Source organism: Providencia sp. PROV061 (genome assembly GCF_011045655.1).
Lineage (GTDB): Bacteria > Pseudomonadota > Gammaproteobacteria > Enterobacterales > Enterobacteriaceae > Providencia > Providencia hangzhouensis.
Genome location: NZ_CP042861.1, coordinates 4,290,746 through 4,313,479, shown reverse-complemented (window position 1 = coordinate 4,313,479; position 22,734 = coordinate 4,290,746). Strand labels below are relative to the sequence as shown.

The window sequence follows — 22,734 nt, the reverse complement described above, 5'->3', positions numbered from 1 at the left end:
ATGCGTGTAATTGTTTATGGCAGCTTAAGACAAAAGCAAGGAAATCATCACTGGATGACTTATGCCCAACTACTTGGTGAGCATAAGCTAGAAGGCTATGAACTGTATGATCTTGGATATTATCCAGCGGTTGTCAAAGGGGATGGGGCGATAGAGTGCGAAGTTTATCGAATCAACCCGTCCATTTTGACAGAGTTAGATGAGCTAAAGAAAAATTCTCAAGACTATGTGAGGGAGCTCATCCCAACGCCGTATGGCAATGCTTGGATTTATCTATATAAACATTCCGTTGATGGTCTACGCCAAATAAAAAGTGGCGACTGGTTGAAACGTGATGAAGAAAAGTAGCTATCCAATATTATATTGAATGCTATAGTTATATAGGACGCCAGCTATGATAGCTGGCGTTTTTTATAGATTAATTAACTGATTATAACCCATAAAAAAAGCCCTGGTATTAACCAGAGCTTTCATAATCTCCCTATAGGGGGATTATTTTTTTGCAGCGCGTTCGAAAGATTCGATGATCTCTGCTTTTGCAGATGCCGCGTCTTCCCAACCATCAACTTTAACCCACTTACCTTTTTCTAAATCTTTGTAATGTTCAAAGAAGTGAGTAATTTGAGCACGCAGTAATTCTGGCAGGTCGTTCACATCTTTAATGTGATCGTATTCTTTGCTTAATTTAGTGTGCGGAACAGCCACTAATTTTGCATCTTCACCAGACTCGTCAGTCATTTTCAGTACGCCAACAGGACGGCAACGGATGACTGAGCCTGGTTGTAATGGGTATGGAGTTGGAACTAATACATCAACTGGGTCACCATCTAAAGACAGGGTATTGTTGATGTAACCATAGTTGCATGGATAGAACATCGCTGTTGACATGAAACGGTCTACAAACAGCGCACCAGACTCTTTATCAACTTCATATTTGATAGGATCTGCGTTCGCTGGGATTTCGATGATAACATAGATATCTTCTGGCAGATCTTTACCTGCCGGTACATTGTTCAGGCCCATTTAAATGTATCCTTTGTGTGAATAATGAATTTACTCATTTTAATTTGTCACTGGCATCGCATTTATTGCCGCCTTTAGGCAAATTAAATAATAGAGTAGATAGCGTGAGGGACATTATAGCCGTAAAAGGGGACAAAACTCACTAGTTGGTGAAAAAAAGGGACAAAAAAGGCGGGAAGCCCCGCCTTATAATTAATGAATTAGATTATTCCGTGTCAGGGAATTCACGCATAAATGATTCTGCTTTTTCTACCATCGACTCAGTTCCGACAAAGAACGGCGCACGTTGGTGTAATTCGCTAGGTATGATATCTAAAATGCGGTTTGCTCCATCACTGGCTTTACCACCGGCTTGTTCTGCTAAAAATGCAATTGGGTTACATTCGTACAGAAGGCGCAGTTTCCCATTTGGATGGCTTGCCGTACTTGGGTAAATATAAATTCCCCCTTTGAGCAAGTTACGATGGAAGTCTGCAACCAAAGAACCGATATAACGCGTGGTATACGGGCGATTTGTTGCTTTATCTTCTTCTTGGCAATATTTAATGTACTTTTTAACACCCATCGGGAACTTAATATAGTTACCTTCATTGATGGAGTACATTTTTCCTTCTGATGGGAACATCACTTTTTCATGAGACAAGCAGAACACGCCCAATGATGGGTCGTAAGTAAACGCATGTACACCAACACCAGTGGTGTAAACCAACATCGTTGATGAACCGTAAACCACGTAGCCCGCAGCCACTTGGCGGTTACCAGGTTGCAGGAAATCCGCTTCTGTAACCGGTTGGCCAATTGGCGTGATACGATGGTAGATTGAGAAAATTGTTCCAACGGAAACGTTTACATCGATGTTTGAAGAACCATCAAGTGGGTCCATTAAAACAACATATTTTGCGTTTTCTGCGCGGTCTCCTTCGAAAATGACAATTTCATCTTCTTCTTCAGAGGCGATACCGGCGACTTCTCCGCGTGCTTTTAAAGCCGCTTTCAGTTTTTCGTTTGCATACAGGTCAAGCTTCATCTGAACTTCACCTTGAATATTCGAAACACCGTTAGTGCCAAGAATATCGACAAGTCCAGCTTTATTAATATCACGATGGATAATTTTAGCGCCCAGTTTGATAGCTGATAATAAAGAAGTCAGCTCACCTGTTGCATGAGGAAAATCTTGTTGCTTTTCGACGATGAATTCGCCTAATGTTTTCATGACGAAGGTCCTGAATAAAATTGACAGAGGTTTTGCGGGGCATTTACCCTCGCGCGGGAAGAGTTTAACTAAATAAAAAAAAGATTAATAGGTTAATGCATTTATAAACCTGTTTTTGATGGGTAGAATAGTGACCAACCTCATGCTAATTGGATGAAAAAGAATGCACATACATATTTTAGGTATATGCGGTACCTTTATGGGAAGCTTAGCAATATTGGCTCGTTCTTTAGGACATAAAGTGACGGGTTCGGATGCCAATGTGTATCCACCGATGAGCACATTGCTTGAAAATCAAGGGATTGAGCTTATTCAGGGGTATGATCCGGCTCAGCTTGACCCAATACCGGATATGGTGGTGATTGGTAATGCAATGACGCGTGGAAACCCTTGTGTTGAAGCCGTATTAGAAAGAGGTTTGCCGTATACTTCTGGCCCACAGTGGCTCCATGACTATGTGTTACCGGAACGTTGGGTACTGGCTGTGGCGGGGACACATGGTAAAACGACCACCGCGGGGATGCTTGCGTGGATCTTAGAAGACTGCGGTTACAAGCCAGGTTTTCTAATCGGCGGTGTCCCAGGTAACTTTGATGTCTCCGCTAAGATTGGTGAAAGCCCGTTTTTTGTCATCGAAGCTGATGAATATGACTGTGCATTCTTCGATAAACGTTCTAAATTTGTTCATTACAGCCCGAAAACCTTGGTATTGAACAACCTTGAATTCGACCATGCGGATATCTTTGAAAACCTCGAAGCGATTCAAAAACAGTTCCATCATCTTGTACGTATTGTGCCCGCCAGTGGCAAAATTTTCACACCGGACAACGACAATCATTTAAAACAAGTGATTGGAATGGGCTGTTGGAGTGAACAAGAGCTGGTGGGTGGGGAGCATGGCGGATGGCAAGCTGAGAAGCTCAGCCACGATGGCAGCCATTTTGCGGTGTATTACCAACAAGAAAAAGTTGGAGAAGTCACTTGGTCACAAGTGGGTAACCATAATATCCAAAATGCATTGATGGCGATTGCAGCGGCTCACCATGTGGGCGTTCCAGTAAAAGAAGCTTGTCTCGCCTTGAATAGCTTTATCAATGCACGTCGTCGTCTTGAGCTACGAGGCGTTGAAAATGGTGTCAGTGTTTACGATGACTTCGCACATCATCCAACCGCTATTTTGGCGACGTTAGAAGCACTTCGCAGCAAAGTTGGCGGAACTTCACGTATTCTTGCGGTGCTCGAACCTCGCTCGAATACGATGAAAATGGGTATCAATAAAAATGATATTGCGCCTGCGCTTGGCCGTGCAGATGAAGTGTTTCTTTTCCAACCCGCCAATATCCCTTGGATGGTGACAGACATCGCTGAAAAATGCGTCCAACCCGCGCGTTGGAGTGCAGATATTGAGGCATTCACCAATATGATTATTGAAACCGCACAACCGGGCGATCATATTTTGGTGATGAGCAACGGTGGCTTTAGTGGCATTCATGGCAAATTGCTCGCAGGTTTGAAAGCGAAAGCAGAAACAGAGCGAGATGATTAAATTCTCTTAGCTAGCTATTTGATAACCCCAGTGATTCTTATGATTACTGGGTTTTTTTTATGTTTGGCATACCCAATGGGCACTGTTCTGTGACGAGACTTAATGTTATTGGACTATTCATTTCTTTTTTTAAACTTCCCATATAACAATCTACTGAATCAGTAAAAAGGTGGAATAAACAACCAACAGCAATGGCTTTAAGCTTCCATGATGGCATGAATAATAATACGACATAGACAACTGCAGCCCAAAAGGAATGGAGTGGGTGGAAACCAATGCCACAGCGCTCTGGGTCGAAAATCGGATCAGCTAGCAGATGATCTAAGTCGATAGCTATCGTGGCAATCATAATCAGGGCCGCTAGTTTCCAATTTTTTCGCCAAAATAGGTAACCAAAGGCAATTGGCATTAGGAAGTGAAAGCCGTAGTGTATGAAGTTACGGAAAATATCAAATAGCAAAATGATGTCTCAAAATAGAATAGAAACAGACAAAAACAATAAGAGGGAAATCAATTTCCCTCTTAAGCTAATGTATATCAATAGATTAAAGCTCTTGTTCAAATAACGCTAGAATCGCTTCATACAGTTCTTTTGTGGTGAAATTATTTGCCGGTGTTGAGAAGATAGTATCATCACCAGCAATACTACCTAAAATCCCTTCTGCTTTGCCTAATGAATCTAACAAACGTGCAATAAGCTGTGCAGCTCCAGGGCTAGTTCTGATCACGACAACAGAAGGGTTATAGTCTATATCCAAAACCAAGTTTTTGAGTGGACTGGTAGCGGTAGGGACACCAGGCTCTGTAGGCAGGCAATATACCATTTCCATTTTTGCATTACGGGTGCGAACTGCACCAAATTTGGTAAGCATTCTGGAAATTTTTGATTGGTTAATATTTTCGAAGCCTTCTTCTTGCAAAGCTGTGACGATCTCAGCTTGCGAGCTAAATTTTTCTTCTTTAAGTAGGGCTTTAAAAGCCTTAACCAAGTCTTCTTGTTTAGACGGAGTGCGCATAATTAACCCATTCTTTTGCATTGAACCAAGTTGTATTATCCGTAAAAGTGCATTTTTATGCAACAAAATTGCGTTATGATGATTTTATAACCAGTGAATAACTTAAAGTTAGATAAGCTTGTTTCGAGCTGATAGTCAGAAGTATTTATTTATCGTAAATTGTGGGAATGAAAAATTAGCATAATAGAACAATGAATTTTTCAGATGTCTGCTGTAAATTTATTGTTAATAAAAATATTTTTGATTGAATAATATACACTAAAAACAACTTATTGTGCGAAATGCAATACCCTGAAAAACTATTTGTTAAAAAAGTGCCCGTTATCTCATTAACAGATAAGGAATTTGTTTAGAATACTGGCAATTAATAAACAAGTTCTCTTGCGTTAAACTCTCTCTCTATCTGTTAACAAATTGTTTTTTATACGTAATGTGTTAAGTGTATAACAAATAAAGTGATATCTTTTTAAAGTACAAATTAAGGAGTTTCAGAATGAAAGTTGCAGTCCTAGGTGCAGCAGGTGGTATCGGTCAGGCTCTCGCCCTTCTTCTCAAAAACCAGCTCCCAGCAGGTTCAGAACTCTCCCTCTACGACATCGCACCAGTTACTCCAGGTGTTGCTGCTGACCTAAGCCATATCCCAACTGATGTTAAAGTGACAGGCTTTGCCGGCGAAGATGCAAAACCAGCATTGAAAGGTGCTGACATTGTTCTTATTTCTGCGGGTGTTGCACGTAAACCAGGTATGGATCGTTCTGACTTATTTAACATCAATGCGGGTATCGTCCGTAATCTGATCCAACAAATTGCTGAAACCTGCCCTAAAGCATTGATTGGTATTATCACTAACCCAGTGAATACCACCGTTGCTATCGCTGCGGAAGTCCTGAAAAAAGCAGGAGTATACGATAAAAACCGTTTATTCGGTGTGACGACGTTAGATATCATTCGTTCTAATACGTTTGTTGCTGAGCTGAAAGGCAAAAATGTTAATGACCTTGAAGTGCCTGTGATTGGCGGCCACTCAGGTGTGACTATTCTGCCATTGTTATCTCAAATTGAAGGTGTTAGTTTCACTGATGAGGAAGTTGCCGCGTTAACCAAACGTATTCAAAACGCAGGTACAGAAGTCGTTGAAGCGAAAGCCGGTGGCGGGTCTGCAACTTTATCTATGGGCCAAGCAGCTGCACGTTTAGGTTTATCTTTAATTCGTGGTCTCCAAGGCGAAAGCAATGTAGTTGAATGTGTTTACACTGAAGGTGATGGTGAACACGCTCGCTTCTTCGCACAACCAGTTGTTTTAGGTAAAAACGGTATCGAAAAGCACTTACCAATCGGTAAATTAAGCGCATTTGAAGAGAAAGCGCTGAAAGACATGCTAGATGTATTAAAAGCAGATATCGAATTAGGTGAAAAATTCATTAATGGCTAATGCCAATTAATTTTTCCTAATAGTGAATGTGAAGGGTTGAGTTTCGTTTAGAACTCAACCTTTTTTATTGGGTAAGTCATCATGAAGCATGCTGTCGCATCCAATGGTCCCAATGCGGATCTGATGGTATTTTCTCTACTAAAAAATCAATAAATGTCCTGATTTTAGGTGAGTGTGTATGGGCTGGGTGGTATAAAGCATATAGGGCAAATGGGGTGGATTTAGGGTCATAATCCAATAAGACAGGGAGCAACTCTCCGTTTTCAATATAATTGCCTAGCATATAAGTAGGTAAACAAACGATACCTTGATGGCAGCGTGCTGCCTCTAATAACCCTAAACTACTATTTACCTCAATCATATTATTAATTTCTAGAGGATATGCGCTACCGTCTTTATCCGTCATGCGCCAGGTGTCAGGAATATTTGGATTAATTAAACAATTGTGTGATGCAATATCGGCAGGGGATTGAGGAATACCATATCGTTCGAAATAAGTACGGCTTCCACAGTATACCCAATTAATATTACAAATTTTCCGTAATGCAAAGTTTTCAGGTGGGTGGCTGGTAATTCGTAATGCAATATCGAAATCAACTTCATTTAAATTAATAAGTTCGTCATTAAGGTCAACAGACAAACTCACTTTAGGATTGGTTTCTCGGTATTCACTGTATATTTGCATTAAATGACAAACTCCAAATGCAATAGAACAGGTAATTTTTAATTGACCTTGAGCATGTTGATAGAAGCTGGCGGTATTGACCAGTGAGTCATCGAGATCGGCCAATAAGTTTTGCGATCGTTGCAATAAATAGCGCCCTGCGTCTGTTAAAATAAAATTTCGCGTTGTGCGCTTTAGGAGTACAACCCCCAATTGATCTTCGAGTTGTTGAAGGCCTCGACTAACTGATGATGGTGTTACATTCAGCTTCTTTGCAGCCAGGCTGAAGCTATTACACTCGACGATTTTGATGAATAACTCTAAATGCCGAAAAATCGCGTAGCTGTCAATTTTTGCTTTAAATGCAAAAGTGTTTTTATTTATTAGCATTGTCATGCCCTATTAAACCCGTTTATTCCAGCATACTATAATTGTGAATTTATCGCAGTTTACTCATGCCACTCCAGTTTTAAAAAAAATGTAGCTTCTACACAATATTGTTGTTCCTAACTTTTTTAATAATTAAATCTATAACGTTGAGGAATAGACTATGTCTAATAGTATTCAGGCAAGTGCAGATAATCCGATTAATACAAAAAAGATTCCCTTTACAAAATATGATGTTGGTTGGGTTATTTTATGCATTGGTATGGCAATTGGTTCAGGGATTGTTTTTATGCCTGTGCAAATTGGTATCAAAGGTATTTGGGTCTTTATTGCTGCAACAATACTTTCTTATCCAGCAATTTATTGGCTACAAAATTTATATCTCAGAACATTATCTGAATCTGAAGAATGTAATGACTACGCCAGTGTTATTACACAATATTTAGGTAAAAACTGGGGGATAGCATTAGGGATTGCCTATTTTTTGATGTTATTGCATGGAATGTTCTCTTACTCGCTGGCGGTCACCTTCGATAGTGCTTCTTACATTAAAACGTTTGGATTGACGGAAGGGCTATTATCTGATTCTGTTTGGTATGGGTTGATTATTATTTCAGTATTAGTCGCAATTGCTGCACAAGGGGAGCGGTTACTGTTTAAAGTCTCTGGTCCAATGGTTATTGTAAAATTCGGTATTATCGTACTGCTTGGTATAGTGATGGTTCCATATTGGAATTTTGCCAATATCACAGCATTTCCTGATTTTCTCCCATTTATGAGAGATGTTTTTTTAACACTACCATTTACCTTATTTTCTATATTGTTTGTGCAAATATTGAGCCCCATGAACATTGCGTATCGTAAAATAGAAAGTAATAAGCGTATCGCGACATACCGAGCAATACGCGCTAACCGTGTTGCGTATATTATTCTCGCCGTTGCAGTCTTGTTTTTTGCTTTTTCTTTTACTTTCTCAATTAGCCATGAGCAAGCCGTATCGGCCTTTGAACAAAATATTTCAGCATTAGCGATTGCTGCTCAAGTGATACCTGGGGCAATAGTGAAAGTGATGACCGCATTACTCAATATTTTTGCAATCTTGACGGCATTCTTAGGAATTTATTTAGGCTTTCAAGAAGCAATCAAAGGCATTGTTGTCAATCTATTGAGTCGATTTATTCCTGAAGAACGCATTAACCAAACAGTGCTACATTATGGGGTATGCTTAGGCGTTATCATTGCACTGTGGTTTTGGGTTTCAACACGGTTTTCTATTCTGTTTTTCATGCAACTTGGCGGCCCATTATTTGGTATCGTTTCTTGCTTAATTCCTTGCTATCTGGTTTACAAAGTTCCGGCATTACACAAATTTAAAGGCCCAACAGTGTGGTTCATCATTTTCTTTGGTGTGCTGTTATGCCTATCTCCATTCTTTAAATTTTTCGAATAAATAATGATGTTGTTGAGAGGATCTCATGAAGAAAAAAGCGGTATCTGAATTTCATGTTGATACACAAGTCACCCAGCTAGGGAGAGACCCTGCTAAGCAAGCTGGTTTTGTAAATGCTCCCGTTTATCGTGGTTCGACGGTCGTATTTCCAACTGTTGATGCCTTAATCAATGATAGGGCGGAATTTAATTATGGTACAGCGGGCACGCCAACAATTAAGCAATTGGAGCAAGCTTGGTCCGCTCTTGCTGGAGCCGAAGGGACGGTGCTTTCACCATCTGGTTTAGGCGCGATTGTGTTGGCATTGCTGACAACATTGAAAACAGGTGATCATTTATTAATGCCTGATAGTGTTTATCGGCCAACACGTAAGTTTTGTCATGGTCTGTTGGATAAAATGGGGATCATCACAACCTATTATGACCCGATGATTGGTGCTGACATTGAAAAACTGGTAACGCCAAATACCAGCACAATTTTTTTAGAATCTCCAGGTTCTCAAAGTTTTGAAATTCAAGATGTGCCTGCAATTGTTGAGGTTGCAAAACGCCATGACATTGCGACGATTATTGATAATACATGGGCGACACCTTTATTTTTTAAAGCTCATGAACTGGGTTGTGATATCTCGCTGGAAGCAGGCACCAAATATTTAGGCGGCCATTCTGATTTGCTAATGGGAATTGTCTCGGCGAATCAAGCGTGGTGGCCGAAACTACGTGAAACTTATGATTACATGGCCATGTTGCCGGGAGCAGAGGACTGTTTTCTTGCATTGCGGGGTTTGCGAACCTTACCTATTCGCTTAAAAGAAGCTCAAGAAAGAGCTTTAAATATTGCACATTGGCTGCAAGAACGAACCGAAGTGATTCGTATTTTACATCCTGCATTTGCTGATTGCCCAGGCCATGAAATTTGGAAGCGGGATTTTACTGGTTCATCGGGGCTGTTTTCCATTGTACTTGACCCTAAATATACCCAAACAGATATTGCAAAAATGCTGGATGGTTTATCAATTTTTGGTATGGGGTATTCATGGGGCGGTTTTGAAAGCTTAATTATTCCATTTAATTGTGCTGAATATCGAACTGTGACTAATTGGAACCCTGGTGGACCGACATTACGACTGCAGATTGGCTTAGAAAATTTAGATGACTTAAAACAAGATCTCGCTGACGGTTTTTCTCGGATGAAATAAACAAGACCGTTCTTTATTGGAGAGCCATCTAAGGATAATGCCGTGAATAAATTGATTTATTATTCACGGCGTTATAATTATATCAATTCAATTTTTAATCTTCTGCTGGTGTTTTTACTCTGACTTTTCTTTCTAATAAATCCCCTGTAATTGGGTCATAATAACGACTTGGCCAAATTTCAGCGGGGTGGATCGCTAAGAAATTGGCAATAATCCATTCCCCTTTAGGCCAAGGGCGTGATAGTGCATTTGCTAACGTTGAAGAGCTTAGTCCTGCCTCGCGCGAAATTGCGGCAAGAGTTGTCCCACGCTTACGTAAAGCTGCAATGATATCTGCAGGGTGCCAGTCCGACTTCCGTAAAATCATTTTTTAGTCCTTTTTTCACTTAGAATCATGTAGAGTTAGTGGTACGAGTAACCGAAAATTATGATACATTCAGTACATCCGTTTAGTTATTGGAAATAAAATAACAGAAATTTCCCAAAATAATTTCTGATTTTTTCTTAAAAATTCATTTTATGAAACTATCGTGGTTTTTATGAAATTAAATAGAAAGTCAGAATGAATAACTGTGAATTAGGATAAAACTTTGATGTTAAAACTAACTCTTTCTAGTTAGGGATAGAAATGGCATATTTAATGCTACTTTTTACTCGTACTCGTAATATATCTAGATTAGTTAATAAAATTAGTTAAATTATTAGTGAGTAAATTATTTAATTGTCTGTTATTAAAAGAAATTAGAATGCTAATAACAAATATAATTTGTATATTATTATTTATAGGCATAAATAAAACGAATGAGTTAATGAGGTTTTGAGAAAATATAGATAGTTTTCAACAACTGAAAATTAAATTGTCATCATGACTAGGAGGGTCAGCATGTACAAGGAATGGCTAACGGCAAAAGAGCTGCTTGGGTTACAAGGGCTTCCCATGACAACTCAAGGTATTAATGCAATGGCAAGGCGTGAAAACTGGGTAAGCCGTAAAAGGCGAGGTATTCAAGGCAAAGCGTTGGAGTACCATATTAGTTCTTTACCTATCGATATTTTTGAGGGGCAGTTTGCTAACGAAACTTCATCTCCTTATCAAGTAAAACGAAATGATAATGCCTTTATTTGGCAGGAAGCTTATAACCAGCTTTCTAATGATGAACGAGACACTATCCTGACATTTATTATGCGTGAAGGCACATTAGCACTAATTGATTTAATTAATAATAAATAATTTACAATTACTTAAGGTGTAAATAATTAATATATAAAAATAATATTATATTGAATTTAAAAAATTTTTTAACAGATGACATTTTAGTAAAGCTGCAACAGCAGGTTTCATAATATAAGTGTGAAGTGAAAAATGAAAAAATTGTGGTTCACTGCCAAAGAATTAGCTGGGTTAGAAGGACTCCCGACATCACCCCAGGGAATTAACCTAATGGCAAGACGAGAAGGCTGGAAAAACCGCCGTAAAAGAGGGGTGCAAGGTAAGGCTGTTGAGTATTATTATGAAAGCTTACCGGGGGAAATCCAAGGGCAACTTAGCCTGCATGAGCCTTCGGTAACTTACCAAAGTCAAAGAACAGATGCATTACAGATCTGGTCAGAAGCGTATTATCAATTGACAGAGTCTGAGCGCAATAAAATAGTGAAATATATCCTGCGTTATGGTTTGTCGTCACTGCTTGCGCAAATCGATGAAGAAGACAAAGGGGAAAAATAGCGTTTCCCCTTTTCTTGACCTGTTTTGCCTTTTCTAGTGACTAAGAATGGCGTTGGATTGCGATATAAGCTAAGCCGATCAATGCATCTTTATAAATTGAATCTTCAATTATGTTTAAGGCATCAATCGCTTTTTGTGCTTCTTCTTGGGCTCTTGCATAAGTATATTCAAGGGAACCACAGCGTTTCATAGTTGCAAGAACAGTATCTAACAGATGACGCCCATTACCTTGTTCAATCGCTTGGCGGATCAATGCTGACTCTTCTTCATTACCATTTTGCATCGCGTGAAGTAGGGGAAGTGTAGGCTTACCTTCATCTAAATCATCCCCCGTATTTTTCCCCAGCTGAGCATTGTCTGCATCATAATCGAGTAGATCGTCAATTAACTGAAAAGCTGTCCCAATATAACGGCCATAATCTTGTAGTGCTTTTTCTTGCTCTGGTGTCGCATTGGCTAAAATCGCAGATGCATGGGCTGCTGCTTCAAAAAGGCGTGCGGTTTTACTGTAGATCACTTGCATATAGTTTTCTTCAGTAATGTTAGGATCGTTGCAGTTCATCAATTGCAAAACCTCCCCTTCAGCGATCACATTCGTCGCTTCAGACATCAGTTTTAGCACCCGCATTGAATCGAGATCCGTCATCATCTGGAATGATCGAGTGTAAATAAAATCACCAACTAAGACACTCGCGGCATTACCAAAAACAGCATTTGCGGTTTGCTTTCCGCGACGCATATCGGACTCATCAACGACGTCATCATGCAGCAAAGTTGCTGTATGAATGAACTCGATCAATGCAGCAACTTGGGTATGTTTATGACCCGAGTAACCTAAGGATCGACCAGCAAGCACTGCGATCATAGGCCGGATCCTTTTACCGCCACCACTGACGATGTAATAACCAAGCTGGTTAATTAGCGCAACATCTGAATTCAATTGACTGAGGATGGCTTCGTTTACCGCTGACATATCCTCAGTTGTCAGTTCAATAATAGATTCTAAATTCATCTTAATTTATTCATATTATTAGTTTTTGGTTCATTCCCGAAATAAAAAGTTGGGAGACCGATAGAACAGTTATCTTTCTAGCATAACATTATTAATTATAAGATTATCAGGTGTGATGCAAAAAATGTTTAAATAAGTAACAATTGAGTGAATAGGGACAAAATCAACGTTCAAAAACGGTTATTGAGAAAAAAGTCGTATTTTTTGTCATCTAACCGCATTATTGGCTTGTGTTCTGCTGCTTTTTTGCGTAGAATTCGCGCCCTATTGTGAATATTTTATAGCGTGCTCTGGAATTGAAATATTTAGCGGGTACGCGGAAAGCGGAGTTAATATGTACGCGGTTTTCCAAAGTGGTGGTAAACAACACCGAGTTAGCGAAGGTCAAACTGTCCGCCTAGAAAAGCTGGACATCGCAACAGGTGAAACTGTTGAATTTGATCAAGTTCTGATGGTTGCTAATGGCGATGAGATCCAAATCGGCGCTCCTGTCGTTGAAGGCGTTAAAGTGAAAGCGGAAGTGGTTGCACACGGTCGTGGCGAAAAAGTTAAAATCGTCAAATTCCGTCGTCGTAAACATAGCCGTAAACAACAGGGTCATCGTCAGTGGTTCACTGATGTTAAGATCACTGTCATCGCTTAAGATTTAGGAGAGCAGATTAATGGCACACAAAAAGGCTGGTGGTTCGACTCGTAACGGTCGTGACTCAGAAGCAAAACGTTTAGGTGTTAAACGTTTTGGTGGTGAAGCTGTATTAGCAGGTAGCATCATCGTTCGTCAACGTGGTACTAAGTTCCACGCAGGTAACAACGTAGGTTGTGGCCGTGACCACACTCTGTTCGCATTAGCGGACGGTAAAGTTAAATTTGAAGTTAAAGGTCCAAACAATCGTAAATTTATCAGCATCGAAGCTGAATAAGTTTTCTGACCTTTAATTCAGAATTAAAGCCCTGCAAAAACCTTTTGCGGGGCTTTTTATATTCAGATATTTGATCTTTAATGAACTACACACGTATTAAAGATGCACCATCTCTGAGTAGAACAGCCATCCAGCGTTATGCGGCTCAGAAGCGGAGAGAGAATTATGAAATTTGTAGATGAAGCCAAAATATTGGTCGTGGCAGGAGATGGTGGCAATGGTTGTGTCAGCTTCCGCCGTGAAAAATACATCCCTAAAGGGGGACCGGACGGTGGTGACGGTGGCGATGGTGGGGACGTTTACTTACAAGCAGACGAAAACCTCAACACGCTAATCGACTATCGTTTTGAAAAATCCTTTCGTGCAGAGCGCGGCCAGAATGGCCAAAGCCGTGAATGTACAGGTAAACGGGGTCAAGATATCACAGTTAAAGTGCCTGTAGGAACGCGTGTACGCGATTTAGGGACCAATGAAGTACTTTGTGATATGACTCGTCATGATCAACGTCATATGGTCGCTAAAGGCGGCTTCCATGGGCTTGGAAATACCCGTTTTAAATCTTCAGTGAATCGTGCTCCACGTCAACGTACCATGGGGACAAAAGGGGAAACTCGCGAAATACTGTTAGAACTAATGCTGTTAGCAGATGTTGGTATGCTTGGTATGCCGAATGCAGGTAAATCTACCTTTATTCGTTCAGTGTCAGCAGCAAAACCAAAAGTTGCTGATTATCCATTTACCACTTTAGTCCCAAGCTTGGGTGTCGTGCGTATGGATAACGAACAAAGCTTTGTGGTTGCGGATATTCCAGGGTTGATCGAAGGCGCAGCGGAAGGTGCAGGCCTTGGGATCCAATTCCTGAAACACTTAGAACGTTGTCGTGTCTTACTTCACTTGATTGATATTTGCCCTATTGATGAGTCTGATCCTGTCGAAAATGCGAAGATCATCATCAGTGAGTTAGAAAAATACAGTGAAAAGCTGGCAGCAAAACCACGTTGGTTAGTCTTCAATAAGATTGATATCTTAGGTGAAGAGGAATCAGCACAGCGCGCAGCAGAAATTGCCAAAGCGATGGGCTGGGAAGATAAATTCTATATGATTTCAGCAGTTAACCACGAAGGTGTGAAAGCACTGTGTTGGGATATCATGGAATTTATGAATACTCAACCGCGTGATATGGCAACGACTGAAGATACACAGCAACCTGAAAAAGTTGAATTCATGTGGGATGATTATCACAAAGAACAACTTTCTGGTACTGAAGATTTTGATGATGACTGGGATGACGATTGGGATGAAGATGACGACGAAGGTGTCGAAATTATTTATCAAAAATAGTTTATCTTAGAAATGTAAAAAGGCGCGAAAGCGCCTTTTTACTGTCTAAATCGCGTATGATCAGTTTTTCTGATACAGATCTTTATACAAACGGCTTTCAAATCGCACTAATGGTACTCGACGAGTACGTTGCTGGCTCTGTGGTACCGCATAAGCAGAGATAAATTGCACAAAAGCCACACGTTGACCACTGGCGGTTGTGATAAAACCAGCGAGATTATAAACCCCTTGTAATGCTCCCGTTTTGGCGGAAACTTTTCCATTAACACCCGCCTCATCAAAACCACCACGGTAACGCAAAGTGCCATCATGGCCGGCAAGTGGAAGCATAGAAATAAAATCGAGTTGTTGATCATTTTTAGCGATAAACTGCAAGATCTCCATCATGGTTGATGGGGTGATTAAATTATGGCGAGATAATCCCGATCCATCTACCATCACGGTATTGCCAAGGTCGATCCCCGCTTTTTGCTTCAGTACTTGTCTTACCGCATCGGATCCTGAACGCCAAGTTCCCGGAACACCATAATATTCACGCCCAATGGTACGAAAAACGGTATCCGCTATCATATTATCGGATTTTTTGAGCATCACTTTTAACAAGTCATGTAGCGGCTTAGATTCGGTTTTGACTAATACTTGTGATTGAGCCGCAGGAAATGTGCGTTTTTTCACATGGCCAGTTAGTTCAATACCCGCGGTGGTTAACTCATTTTTGACAATTGCTCCGGAGTAACTCGCTCCATTTTGTACCGCAAAGGCAAGTGGCAAGGGCTCGCTGCGTTGAGTTAAACAACCTGTTAGGGTGTAGCGGTTCAGTTCACCAGGAACGACATCAAGTTCGCAATAGCGCGCTTCAGGGGAACCTTTAGCTAATGTTTTGACTTCGCTGAACATATTGACAGGGTAAAAACTAGCCGCCTTAATGAATGCAAAATCTCCTGCTTTTTCAGCAGGGTAAAGAGAAACTGAAAAACAGTTACGGTCAATGATAGCCGCAGCGGGTGGCGCACTAAAGCATTGGGTCATATCATTCCAAACCCATCCCGGTGCTTTGTCATGGCTAGTAAAAGCAGAAATATCAACGACGAGATCGCCGTCAACTTTATGGATCCCAAGCTGCTTTAATGCATTAGCCATATTGCGAATTTGTTGGCGGGTTAATGTCGGGTCACCACTGAAGCGGATCACTAAATCACCCGTCAGTGTGTTGTTGCTAAGTTTTGCATCAGTTTCAAAATTGGTGACAAAACGGTAATCTGGCCCCAGTTGCAATAGGGCAGCAAGAGCGGTCACAACCTTTTGTGTACTTGCAGGTAATGCCATTTGCTGTGCATTATAATCAATTAATGGGGTGCTACTTCCCACTTTTTGCGCGACCAGAGCAAGGTTAGTGCCATCAGGTAAATATTGTTTGTATTCATCAATAGGAATCGCAAAAACTTGCGTACTAGCTAAGGTAATTCCTAAAGAGATTATCCATTTTCTGGTTAAAGTTAATAATGACATATATTTCACGCATTAGGGTGGACATATAATACATACTAAAGTGTAATGCCCAAGAAAGTAAACGGTGACCCGTTATTAAGTCTCAGTTAAAATAGCGTACATTATGATAAGATAAATGAGTACATAAGTCTGATTGCGTTTTTTTACTAGAACACCCCCGGTTTTACGCAGGTGTTCGGTGTACTGTTGTTACAAAATCAGGAAGATACTTGTTTTTAGATAGGATTGAACCGAGGTATTTATTAATGAAACAGATCCCGATGACGGTACTTGGTGCGGATAAGCTAAGAGAAGAGCTAGAATTCCTTAAATCTGTCCGTCGCCCAGAAATTATTGCATCTATTGCAGAAGCGCGTGAGCACGGTGACTTAAAAGAAAATGCAGAATATCATGCAGCACGTGAGCAACAAGGTTTCTGTGAGGGCCGTATTCAAGAAATCGAAGGGAAACTTTCTCACGCTCAAGTGATTGATGTAACTAAAATGGTCAATAACGGTCGTGTTATCTTTGGCGCGACTGTGACAGTATTGAATGTTGATACTGACGAAGAGCTAACGTATCGTATTGTTGGTGATGATGAAGCAGATATTAAGATCAATCTGATTTCTGTGAACTCACCGATAGCACGCGGTTTAGTGGGTAAAGAAGTTGATGATGCGGTCTCGATTAAAACCCCAGGTGGTGATGTCGAGTTCGAAATTCTTAAAGTTGAGTATATCTGATTCCTATTTCCCTGAATTGGTTATATTATTTCCCTGATTTAAAGAAAAAGGCCGCAGGCGGCCTTTTTCATCATATAAAACATGCTTTCAATGGCATTTTTATATAAATGATGGGGGATTATTTAGGTAAAATGATTTTGCGGTCTGCCGAAGGACGGTAGATAACAAGAATTTTACCAATAATTTGTACATTTACTGCACCAGTTTCGCGAACAATCGCATCAGCGATCAAATTTTTAGTATCACGGTCTTCGCCTGCGATCTTGACTTTGATAAGCTCATGATGTGCTAATGAGAGTTCAATCTCAGCCAAAACACCTTCGGTTAAACCATTGTTGCCGATCATAACAACAGGGTTTAAATGGTGAGCGAGACTTTTTAGGTGCTGAATTTGTTTTTTATTAAGATTCATTGATTTTTTGCTTGGTTAGTATTGAAAATGGCTTATTCTACCGCCATCTGATATCTATCACCATCAATTATATCTTTTTGATGGTAAAGAAGCAGCAAGTTAGGTGAAGTTCTTTTAGTATAGTTGGAAAGCACAATGGCCAATAAAAAACGTTCGGCAAGCTCAAGTCGCTGGTTGCAAGAGCATTTTAGTGATAAATATGTTCAGCAAGCACAAAAAAAAGGGCTACGCTCACGTGCATGGTTTAAGCTGGAAGAAATCCAGCAAGGTGATAAAATTTTTAAACCAGGTATGACCGTTGTTGATTTAGGAGCAGCCCCTGGTGGTTGGTCGCAATACGTTGTTAGCCAAATAGGTCATAATGGGCGGGTTATTGCTTGTGACTTATTGCCGATGGACCCAATCGTTGGCGTTGATTTCCTGCAAGGGGATTTTCGCGATGAAGCCGTTCTCGCCGCTTTGTTAGAACGCGTTGGCGACAAAAAAGTACAGGTGGTCATGTCTGACATGGCTCCAAATATGAGTGGGACACCAGCGGTTGATATTCCTCGCTCTATGTATCTAGTTGAATTAGCTTTGGATATGTGCCGTGCTGTATTGGCGCCTGGGGGGAGTTTCATTGTTAAAGTGTTTCAGGGAGAAGGCTTTGACGATTACCTTAGGGATATCCGCTCCCTGTTTACGAAAGTAAAAGTTCGTAAACCCGAATCTTCGCGCGCACGGTCACGTGAAGTATACATTGTAGCGACAGGGCTAAAACTGTAGTACCCTGAGCGTTATTTGTTAACACAGTTGTAATATGAGGTTAATCCCTTGAGTGACATGGCGAAAAACCTGATTCTCTGGTTAGTCATCGCAGTTGTTCTGATGTCCTTGTTCCAGAGTTTTGGCCCAAGCGATTCGAATAGTCGCAGAGTTGATTATTCTACGTTTATCAATGAGTTAGCCCAGGATCAGGTACGTGAAGTTCGTATCACAGGTCGTGAATTGAACGTCAGAAAGGCTGATAATAGCCGCTATACAACTTATCTTCCTATGCAGGATGAGAAGCTGTTAGACACTTTGCTAAATAAGCATGTGACGGTTGTTGGTGAACCACCAGAAGAACCTAGCTTACTGACATCTATTTTTATTTCCTGGTTCCCAATGCTTCTGTTGATTGGTGTCTGGATTTTCTTCATGCGCCAGATGCAAGGCGGTGGCGGCAAGGGGGCAATGTCATTTGGCAAAAGTAAAGCCCGCATGCTGACAGAAGATCAGATCAAAACAACATTTGCAGACGTTGCTGGGTGTGATGAAGCCAAAGAAGAAGTGGGCGAAATCGTAGAGTTTCTACGTGAACCTGCTCGTTTCCAAAAACTTGGCGGTAAAATTCCAAAAGGCGTCCTGATGGTAGGGCCTCCAGGAACAGGTAAAACATTACTGGCAAAAGCTATCGCTGGTGAGGCAAAAGTTCCATTCTTCACCATTTCCGGTTCTGACTTTGTGGAAATGTTTGTGGGGGTGGGTGCTTCTCGTGTTCGTGACATGTTCGAACAAGCGAAAAAAGCAGCGCCTTGTATCATCTTTATCGATGAGATCGATGCGGTAGGTCGTCAACGTGGTGCGGGTCTTGGTGGTGGTCACGATGAGCGTGAACAAACACTGAACCAAATGCTAGTTGAGATGGACGGTTTCGAAGGTAATGAGGGGATCATTGTTATCGCAGCAACTAACCGTGCTGACGTACTTGACCCTGCTTTATTACGTCCAGGTCGTTTTGACCGTCAGGTAGTCGTTGGCTTACCAGACGTTCGTGGCCGTGAACAAATTCTGAAAGTACATATGCGTCGTGTTCCTATTGACCCAAATGTAGATACTTTCATTCTTGCACGTGCAACACCTGGGTTTTCAGGTGCTGAACTCGCAAACTTAGTGAACGAAGCCGCATTGTTTGCTGCTCGCGCGAATAAGCGTGTTGTTTCTATGGTTGAGTTTGAAAAAGCGCGTGACAAGATTTGGATGGGTGCAGAGCGTCGTTCTCTGATGATGACTGAAGAGCAAAAAGAATCAACGGCTTACCATGAAGGTGGTCATATGATTATCGGTCATTTAATGCCAGAACATGACCCTGTCCATAAAGTCACGATCGTTCCGCGTGGGCAAGCGTTAGGTGTTGCTTTCTTCTTACCAGAAGGTGATGAAGTCAGTCGTAGCCGCTTGAAGCTCGAAGGTATGATTGCAACGGCATATGCAGGTCGTATTGCAGAAGAACTGATTTATGGTCGCGATAAAGTCACAACGGGTGCTTCTTCCGATATTCAGTTTGCGACGAATACGGCGCGTAACATGGTGACTCAGTGGGGCTTCTCTGACCGCTTAGGCCCAATGCAGTATTCGAAAGAAGAAGGCCCAGCGTTCTTAGGTCGCTCTTCAGGTAATGGTTCAGGAATTTCTGATGAGACAGCACGTATTGTCGATGAAGAAATTAAAAAAATTCTGGACCACTGTTATCAACTGGCATACAAAACATTGGAAGACAATATTGATATTCTGCATGCGACTAAAGATGCATTGTTAAAATATGAAACCATTGATATGCCACAGATTGATGACCTGATGAACCGCCGTCCAGTGCGTGAGCCAGCAGGTTGGGATGAAGACAAAAAAGTGAGTAATGTCACTGGTTCGTTCGGTACAGGTGCGCCAAAAGCGGAACCTACAGCGGAAAAACCACAGTCTGAAGAACCAGATAACACAAATAATAGTAATAATGCTGATGAATCAAACCCATCAGATAATAACGACAGCAAACCACAATAAGCGGTCGTGAAATAAAATATTAAGACCCCAGTTCGCTGGGGTTTTTTTCGTTAAGGAAAAATAACAATGCAAATCAAAGCGAGAGGCAGTGTCCTTGACTTATCCACACCTAAGGTGATGGGGATTTTGAATGTCACTCCTGATTCATTTTCAGATGGTGGCACTCATAATCGTTATCATGATGCGCTTGAACATGTGGCAAAAATGGTGGAACACGGTGCGACTATCATTGATATTGGTGGTGAATCTACCCGTCCAGGGGCTGCCGAAGTTTCTGTGAATGAGGAACTTGATAGGGTTATTCCTGTTGTTGAAGCAATAGCCCAGCGTTTTGATGTATGGATTTCAGTCGATACCTCTAAAGCCCAAGTTATGGCGGAAGCAGCAAACGCAGGTATGCATATCATCAATGATATTCGTTCTCTCCATGAGCCAGATGCATTAGACGTCGCCGCGAAAACAGGTTTACCCGTTTGCATTATGCATATGCAAGGCCAGCCAAGAACGATGCAAGAAGCGCCAAATTATGAAAATGTGGTGCGTGAGGTAAAAGACTATCTTGATGCTGAAATCACCCGGTGTGTGAGCGCAGGGATAGAGAGGCGACAAATTATCCTTGATCCAGGCTTTGGTTTTGGTAAGAACTTGTCGCATAATTACCAGTTATTGGCAAACTTAGAACAATTTCATAATTTCGGACTACCGCTATTGGCAGGGATGTCACGTAAATCTATGATTGGACAATTATTGAATGTTCCACCACAAGAACGCCTCGCAGGCAGCCTAACTTGTGCAGTGATTGCTGCGATGCAAGGGGCACACATCATTCGAGTTCATGATGTCAAAGAAACCGTGCAAGCGATGCAAGTGGTACAGATGACTCTGTCAGAAAAGGAAAAATAAGCGTATGAGCGACCGTAAATATTTTGGTACTGATGGTATTCGTGGCAAAGTGGGTGATAGCCCAATTACCCCTGATTTTGTTTTAAAATTAGGCTGGGCGGCAGGGAAAGTCCTCGCTCGTCATGGTTCACGTAAAATTATTATTGGTAAAGATACGCGTATTTCTGGCTATATGTTGGAATCTTCATTAGAAGCGGGCTTAGCAGCGGCGGGTTTATCCGCATCTTTCACAGGTCCAATGCCAACCCCAGCGGTTGCTTATTTAACACGTACTTTCCGCGCAGAAGCGGGAATTGTTATTTCAGCGTCTCATAACCCATATTATGATAATGGGATTAAATTCTTCTCAATTGATGGGACTAAGCTGCCTGATGAAGTCGAAGAAGCCATTGAAGCTGAAATGGAAAAGCCGATCACCTGCGTTGAGTCAGCTGAATTAGGTCGTGCAAACCGTATTGTAGATGCTGCCGGCCGTTATATTGAATTTTGTAAAGGTACGTTCCCGAACGAACAAAGCCTTGCAAGTTTAAAAATTGTCATTGATTGTGCTAATGGGGCTACTTACCACATCGCACCAAATGTGTTCCGTGAGTTAGGGGCAGAAGTCATCACTATCGGTTGCGATCCTAACGGAATCAATATCAACGAAGAGTGTGGCGCTACAGACGTTCGCCAGTTACAACAAAAAGTTTTGGAAGAAAAAGCACATGTCGGTTTAGCATTTGATGGTGATGGTGACCGCATTATTATGGTCGATCACCTCGGTGAAAAAGTTGATGGTGACCAAATTCTCTTCATTATTGCTCGTGAAGCGCTACGCCAAGGCCAGTTAAAAGGTGGGGTAGTGGGAACATTAATGAGTAATATGGGGTTAGAAATCGCCCTAAAACAGCTAGGAATTCCTTTTGAGCGTGCAAAAGTGGGCGACCGCTATGTTCTCGAAAAATTACAGGAAAAAGGTTGGCGCATGGGGGCTGAAAACTCAGGCCACGTGATTTTATTAGATAAAACGACCACTGGTGATGGGATTGTTGCAGGCTTGCAGGTATTAAGCGCTATGGTACGTAACCATATGAGCCTACATGACTTATGCAGTGGTATGAAATTATTACCACAAGTGCTAGTTAACGTACGTTTCAAAGGCCAACACGACCCATTACAAAGTGATGCAGTTGTTGCAGCGAACGAAGAAGTTGAAAAACAATTGGCAGGAAAAGGCCGCGTATTACTGAGAAAATCAGGAACAGAGCCATTAATCCGAGTTATGGTTGAAGGTGAAAACGAAGCTGATGTGACTGCAATGGCAAACCATATTGCTGATGCAGTAAAAGCAGCTGGCTAAGTTGTTATTGGTGAAGCTGAGCGATATTTTGATGATTTGTTGTTTTTTTCTGCAAATAATCAAATGGAATTAAAATAGACTTGCTTGTCGGCTCAGCTTTGGTTAGTATTCGCACC

General features: G+C 41.2%; 24 protein-coding genes. 15 read left to right on the top strand and 9 right to left on the bottom strand.

Annotated elements, in window-relative coordinates:
* Entirely contained in the window at positions 1-348 is a 348-nt protein-coding gene (locus tag FVA72_RS19940; RefSeq protein WP_004905952.1) for a gamma-glutamylcyclotransferase family protein, read from the top strand.
* A 144-nt stretch (positions 349-492) separates the two neighbouring features.
* Here the strand turns inward: FVA72_RS19940 and ppa are convergent, their stop codons facing one another.
* Together ppa and fbp are read right to left on the bottom strand one after the other, a co-directional pair.
* Positions 493-1,023, bottom strand: coding sequence for an inorganic diphosphatase (gene ppa / locus FVA72_RS19935; RefSeq protein WP_004905951.1), 531 nt, complete (start codon positions 1,021-1,023; stop codon positions 493-495).
* A 205-nt stretch (positions 1,024-1,228) separates the two neighbouring features.
* Complete coding sequence (gene fbp, locus FVA72_RS19930; RefSeq protein ID WP_004905947.1) at positions 1,229-2,236, bottom strand: class 1 fructose-bisphosphatase; 1,008 nt, start codon at positions 2,234-2,236, stop codon at positions 1,229-1,231.
* A gap of 163 nt (positions 2,237-2,399) precedes the next feature.
* Here fbp and mpl point away from each other — a divergent pair, with 163 nt between their 5' ends.
* Positions 2,400-3,782, top strand: a complete 1,383-nt coding sequence (gene mpl, locus FVA72_RS19925) for a UDP-N-acetylmuramate:L-alanyl-gamma-D-glutamyl-meso-diaminopimelate ligase (protein WP_110591052.1) — start codon at positions 2,400-2,402, stop codon at positions 3,780-3,782.
* Between the two features lie 43 nt (positions 3,783-3,825).
* On the opposite strand, the gene FVA72_RS19920 is transcribed toward mpl, so the two are convergent.
* Together FVA72_RS19920 and argR are read right to left on the bottom strand one after the other, a co-directional pair.
* Complete coding sequence (locus FVA72_RS19920; protein WP_110591053.1) at positions 3,826-4,242, bottom strand: DUF6122 family protein; 417 nt, start codon at positions 4,240-4,242, stop codon at positions 3,826-3,828.
* Positions 4,243-4,327: 85 nt separating this feature from the next.
* On the bottom strand, positions 4,328-4,798 hold the full coding sequence (argR, locus tag FVA72_RS19915; RefSeq protein ID WP_004907450.1) for a transcriptional regulator ArgR: 471 nt from the start codon (positions 4,796-4,798) through the stop codon (positions 4,328-4,330).
* A gap of 493 nt (positions 4,799-5,291) precedes the next feature.
* On the opposite strand from argR, the gene mdh reads away from it, so the two are divergent.
* Positions 5,292-6,230 (top strand): malate dehydrogenase, encoded by a 939-nt coding sequence (gene mdh / locus FVA72_RS19910; RefSeq protein WP_004905937.1) that lies wholly within the window; start codon positions 5,292-5,294, stop codon positions 6,228-6,230.
* Positions 6,231-6,309: 79 nt separating this feature from the next.
* Here mdh and FVA72_RS19905 read toward each other — a convergent pair whose 3' ends face one another.
* Entirely contained in the window at positions 6,310-7,284 is a 975-nt protein-coding gene (locus tag FVA72_RS19905; protein ID WP_004905935.1) for a LysR family transcriptional regulator, read from the bottom strand.
* Between the two features lie 259 nt (positions 7,285-7,543).
* Between FVA72_RS19905 and FVA72_RS19900 the strand changes: the two genes are divergently transcribed.
* Together FVA72_RS19900 and metC are read left to right on the top strand one after the other, a co-directional pair.
* Positions 7,544-8,731, top strand: a complete 1,188-nt coding sequence (locus tag FVA72_RS19900) for an amino acid permease (protein ID WP_232062811.1) — start codon at positions 7,544-7,546, stop codon at positions 8,729-8,731.
* 25 nt (positions 8,732-8,756) lie between these two features.
* A complete protein-coding gene (gene metC / locus FVA72_RS19895; protein ID WP_094961656.1) occupies positions 8,757-9,929 on the top strand; it encodes a cystathionine beta-lyase in 1,173 nt (390 codons plus the stop codon).
* Positions 9,930-10,023: 94 nt separating this feature from the next.
* Here the strand turns inward: metC and FVA72_RS19890 are convergent, their stop codons facing one another.
* Complete coding sequence (locus tag FVA72_RS19890; protein WP_004905930.1) at positions 10,024-10,296, bottom strand: helix-turn-helix domain-containing protein; 273 nt, start codon at positions 10,294-10,296, stop codon at positions 10,024-10,026.
* A gap of 516 nt (positions 10,297-10,812) precedes the next feature.
* Here FVA72_RS19890 and FVA72_RS19885 point away from each other — a divergent pair.
* Together FVA72_RS19885 and FVA72_RS19880 are read left to right on the top strand one after the other, a co-directional pair.
* Entirely contained in the window at positions 10,813-11,160 is a 348-nt protein-coding gene (locus tag FVA72_RS19885; RefSeq protein ID WP_004905929.1) for a DNA-binding protein, read from the top strand.
* A gap of 132 nt (positions 11,161-11,292) precedes the next feature.
* The gene (locus FVA72_RS19880; protein WP_004905928.1) at positions 11,293-11,655 is read left to right on the top strand and encodes a DNA-binding protein; all 363 of its coding nucleotides are present in this window, start codon (positions 11,293-11,295) and stop codon (positions 11,653-11,655) included.
* 40 nt (positions 11,656-11,695) lie between these two features.
* Here FVA72_RS19880 and ispB read toward each other — a convergent pair whose 3' ends face one another.
* A complete protein-coding gene (gene ispB / locus FVA72_RS19875; RefSeq protein WP_004905927.1) occupies positions 11,696-12,667 on the bottom strand; it encodes an octaprenyl diphosphate synthase in 972 nt (323 codons plus the stop codon).
* Positions 12,668-13,001: 334 nt separating this feature from the next.
* Here ispB and rplU point away from each other — a divergent pair, with 334 nt between their 5' ends.
* The 3 genes from rplU to cgtA all read left to right on the top strand — a co-directional run bounded on the left by rplU (position 13,002) and on the right by cgtA (position 14,928).
* Complete coding sequence (gene rplU, locus FVA72_RS19870; RefSeq protein WP_004905925.1) at positions 13,002-13,310, top strand: 50S ribosomal protein L21; 309 nt, start codon at positions 13,002-13,004, stop codon at positions 13,308-13,310.
* A 19-nt stretch (positions 13,311-13,329) separates the two neighbouring features.
* Positions 13,330-13,587 carry a 50S ribosomal protein L27 gene (gene rpmA / locus FVA72_RS19865; protein ID WP_004905922.1) on the top strand — a complete coding sequence of 86 codons (258 nt, stop codon included), beginning with the start codon at positions 13,330-13,332 and terminating at the stop codon, positions 13,585-13,587.
* Between the two features lie 165 nt (positions 13,588-13,752).
* Entirely contained in the window at positions 13,753-14,928 is a 1,176-nt protein-coding gene (gene cgtA, locus FVA72_RS19860; protein WP_036958779.1) for an Obg family GTPase CgtA, read from the top strand.
* A 60-nt stretch (positions 14,929-14,988) separates the two neighbouring features.
* Here the strand turns inward: cgtA and dacB are convergent, their stop codons facing one another.
* Positions 14,989-16,437, bottom strand: a complete 1,449-nt coding sequence (gene dacB / locus FVA72_RS19855) for a serine-type D-Ala-D-Ala carboxypeptidase (protein WP_110591054.1) — start codon at positions 16,435-16,437, stop codon at positions 14,989-14,991.
* Positions 16,438-16,682: 245 nt separating this feature from the next.
* Between dacB and greA the strand changes: the two genes are divergently transcribed.
* A complete protein-coding gene (greA, locus tag FVA72_RS19850) occupies positions 16,683-17,159 on the top strand; it encodes a transcription elongation factor GreA (RefSeq protein ID WP_004905916.1) in 477 nt (158 codons plus the stop codon).
* A 118-nt stretch (positions 17,160-17,277) separates the two neighbouring features.
* On the opposite strand, the gene yhbY is transcribed toward greA, so the two are convergent.
* On the bottom strand, positions 17,278-17,571 hold the full coding sequence (gene yhbY / locus FVA72_RS19845; protein ID WP_004905914.1) for a ribosome assembly RNA-binding protein YhbY: 294 nt from the start codon (positions 17,569-17,571) through the stop codon (positions 17,278-17,280).
* Between the two features lie 135 nt (positions 17,572-17,706).
* Between yhbY and rlmE the strand changes: the two genes are divergently transcribed.
* From rlmE to glmM, 4 genes are all read left to right on the top strand, one after another.
* Positions 17,707-18,336, top strand: a complete 630-nt coding sequence (gene rlmE, locus FVA72_RS19840) for a 23S rRNA (uridine(2552)-2'-O)-methyltransferase RlmE (RefSeq protein WP_004905912.1) — start codon at positions 17,707-17,709, stop codon at positions 18,334-18,336.
* A 57-nt stretch (positions 18,337-18,393) separates the two neighbouring features.
* Positions 18,394-20,373, top strand: a complete 1,980-nt coding sequence (gene ftsH, locus FVA72_RS19835; protein WP_110591055.1) for an ATP-dependent zinc metalloprotease FtsH — start codon at positions 18,394-18,396, stop codon at positions 20,371-20,373.
* Positions 20,374-20,439: 66 nt separating this feature from the next.
* A complete protein-coding gene (gene folP / locus FVA72_RS19830) occupies positions 20,440-21,276 on the top strand; it encodes a dihydropteroate synthase (RefSeq protein WP_110591056.1) in 837 nt (278 codons plus the stop codon).
* A gap of 4 nt (positions 21,277-21,280) precedes the next feature.
* Positions 21,281-22,618: a phosphoglucosamine mutase gene (gene glmM, locus FVA72_RS19825; protein WP_004905906.1), complete on the top strand. Its 1,338-nt coding sequence runs from the start codon at positions 21,281-21,283 to the stop codon at positions 22,616-22,618.
* Positions 22,619-22,734: the final 116 nt, after the last annotated feature.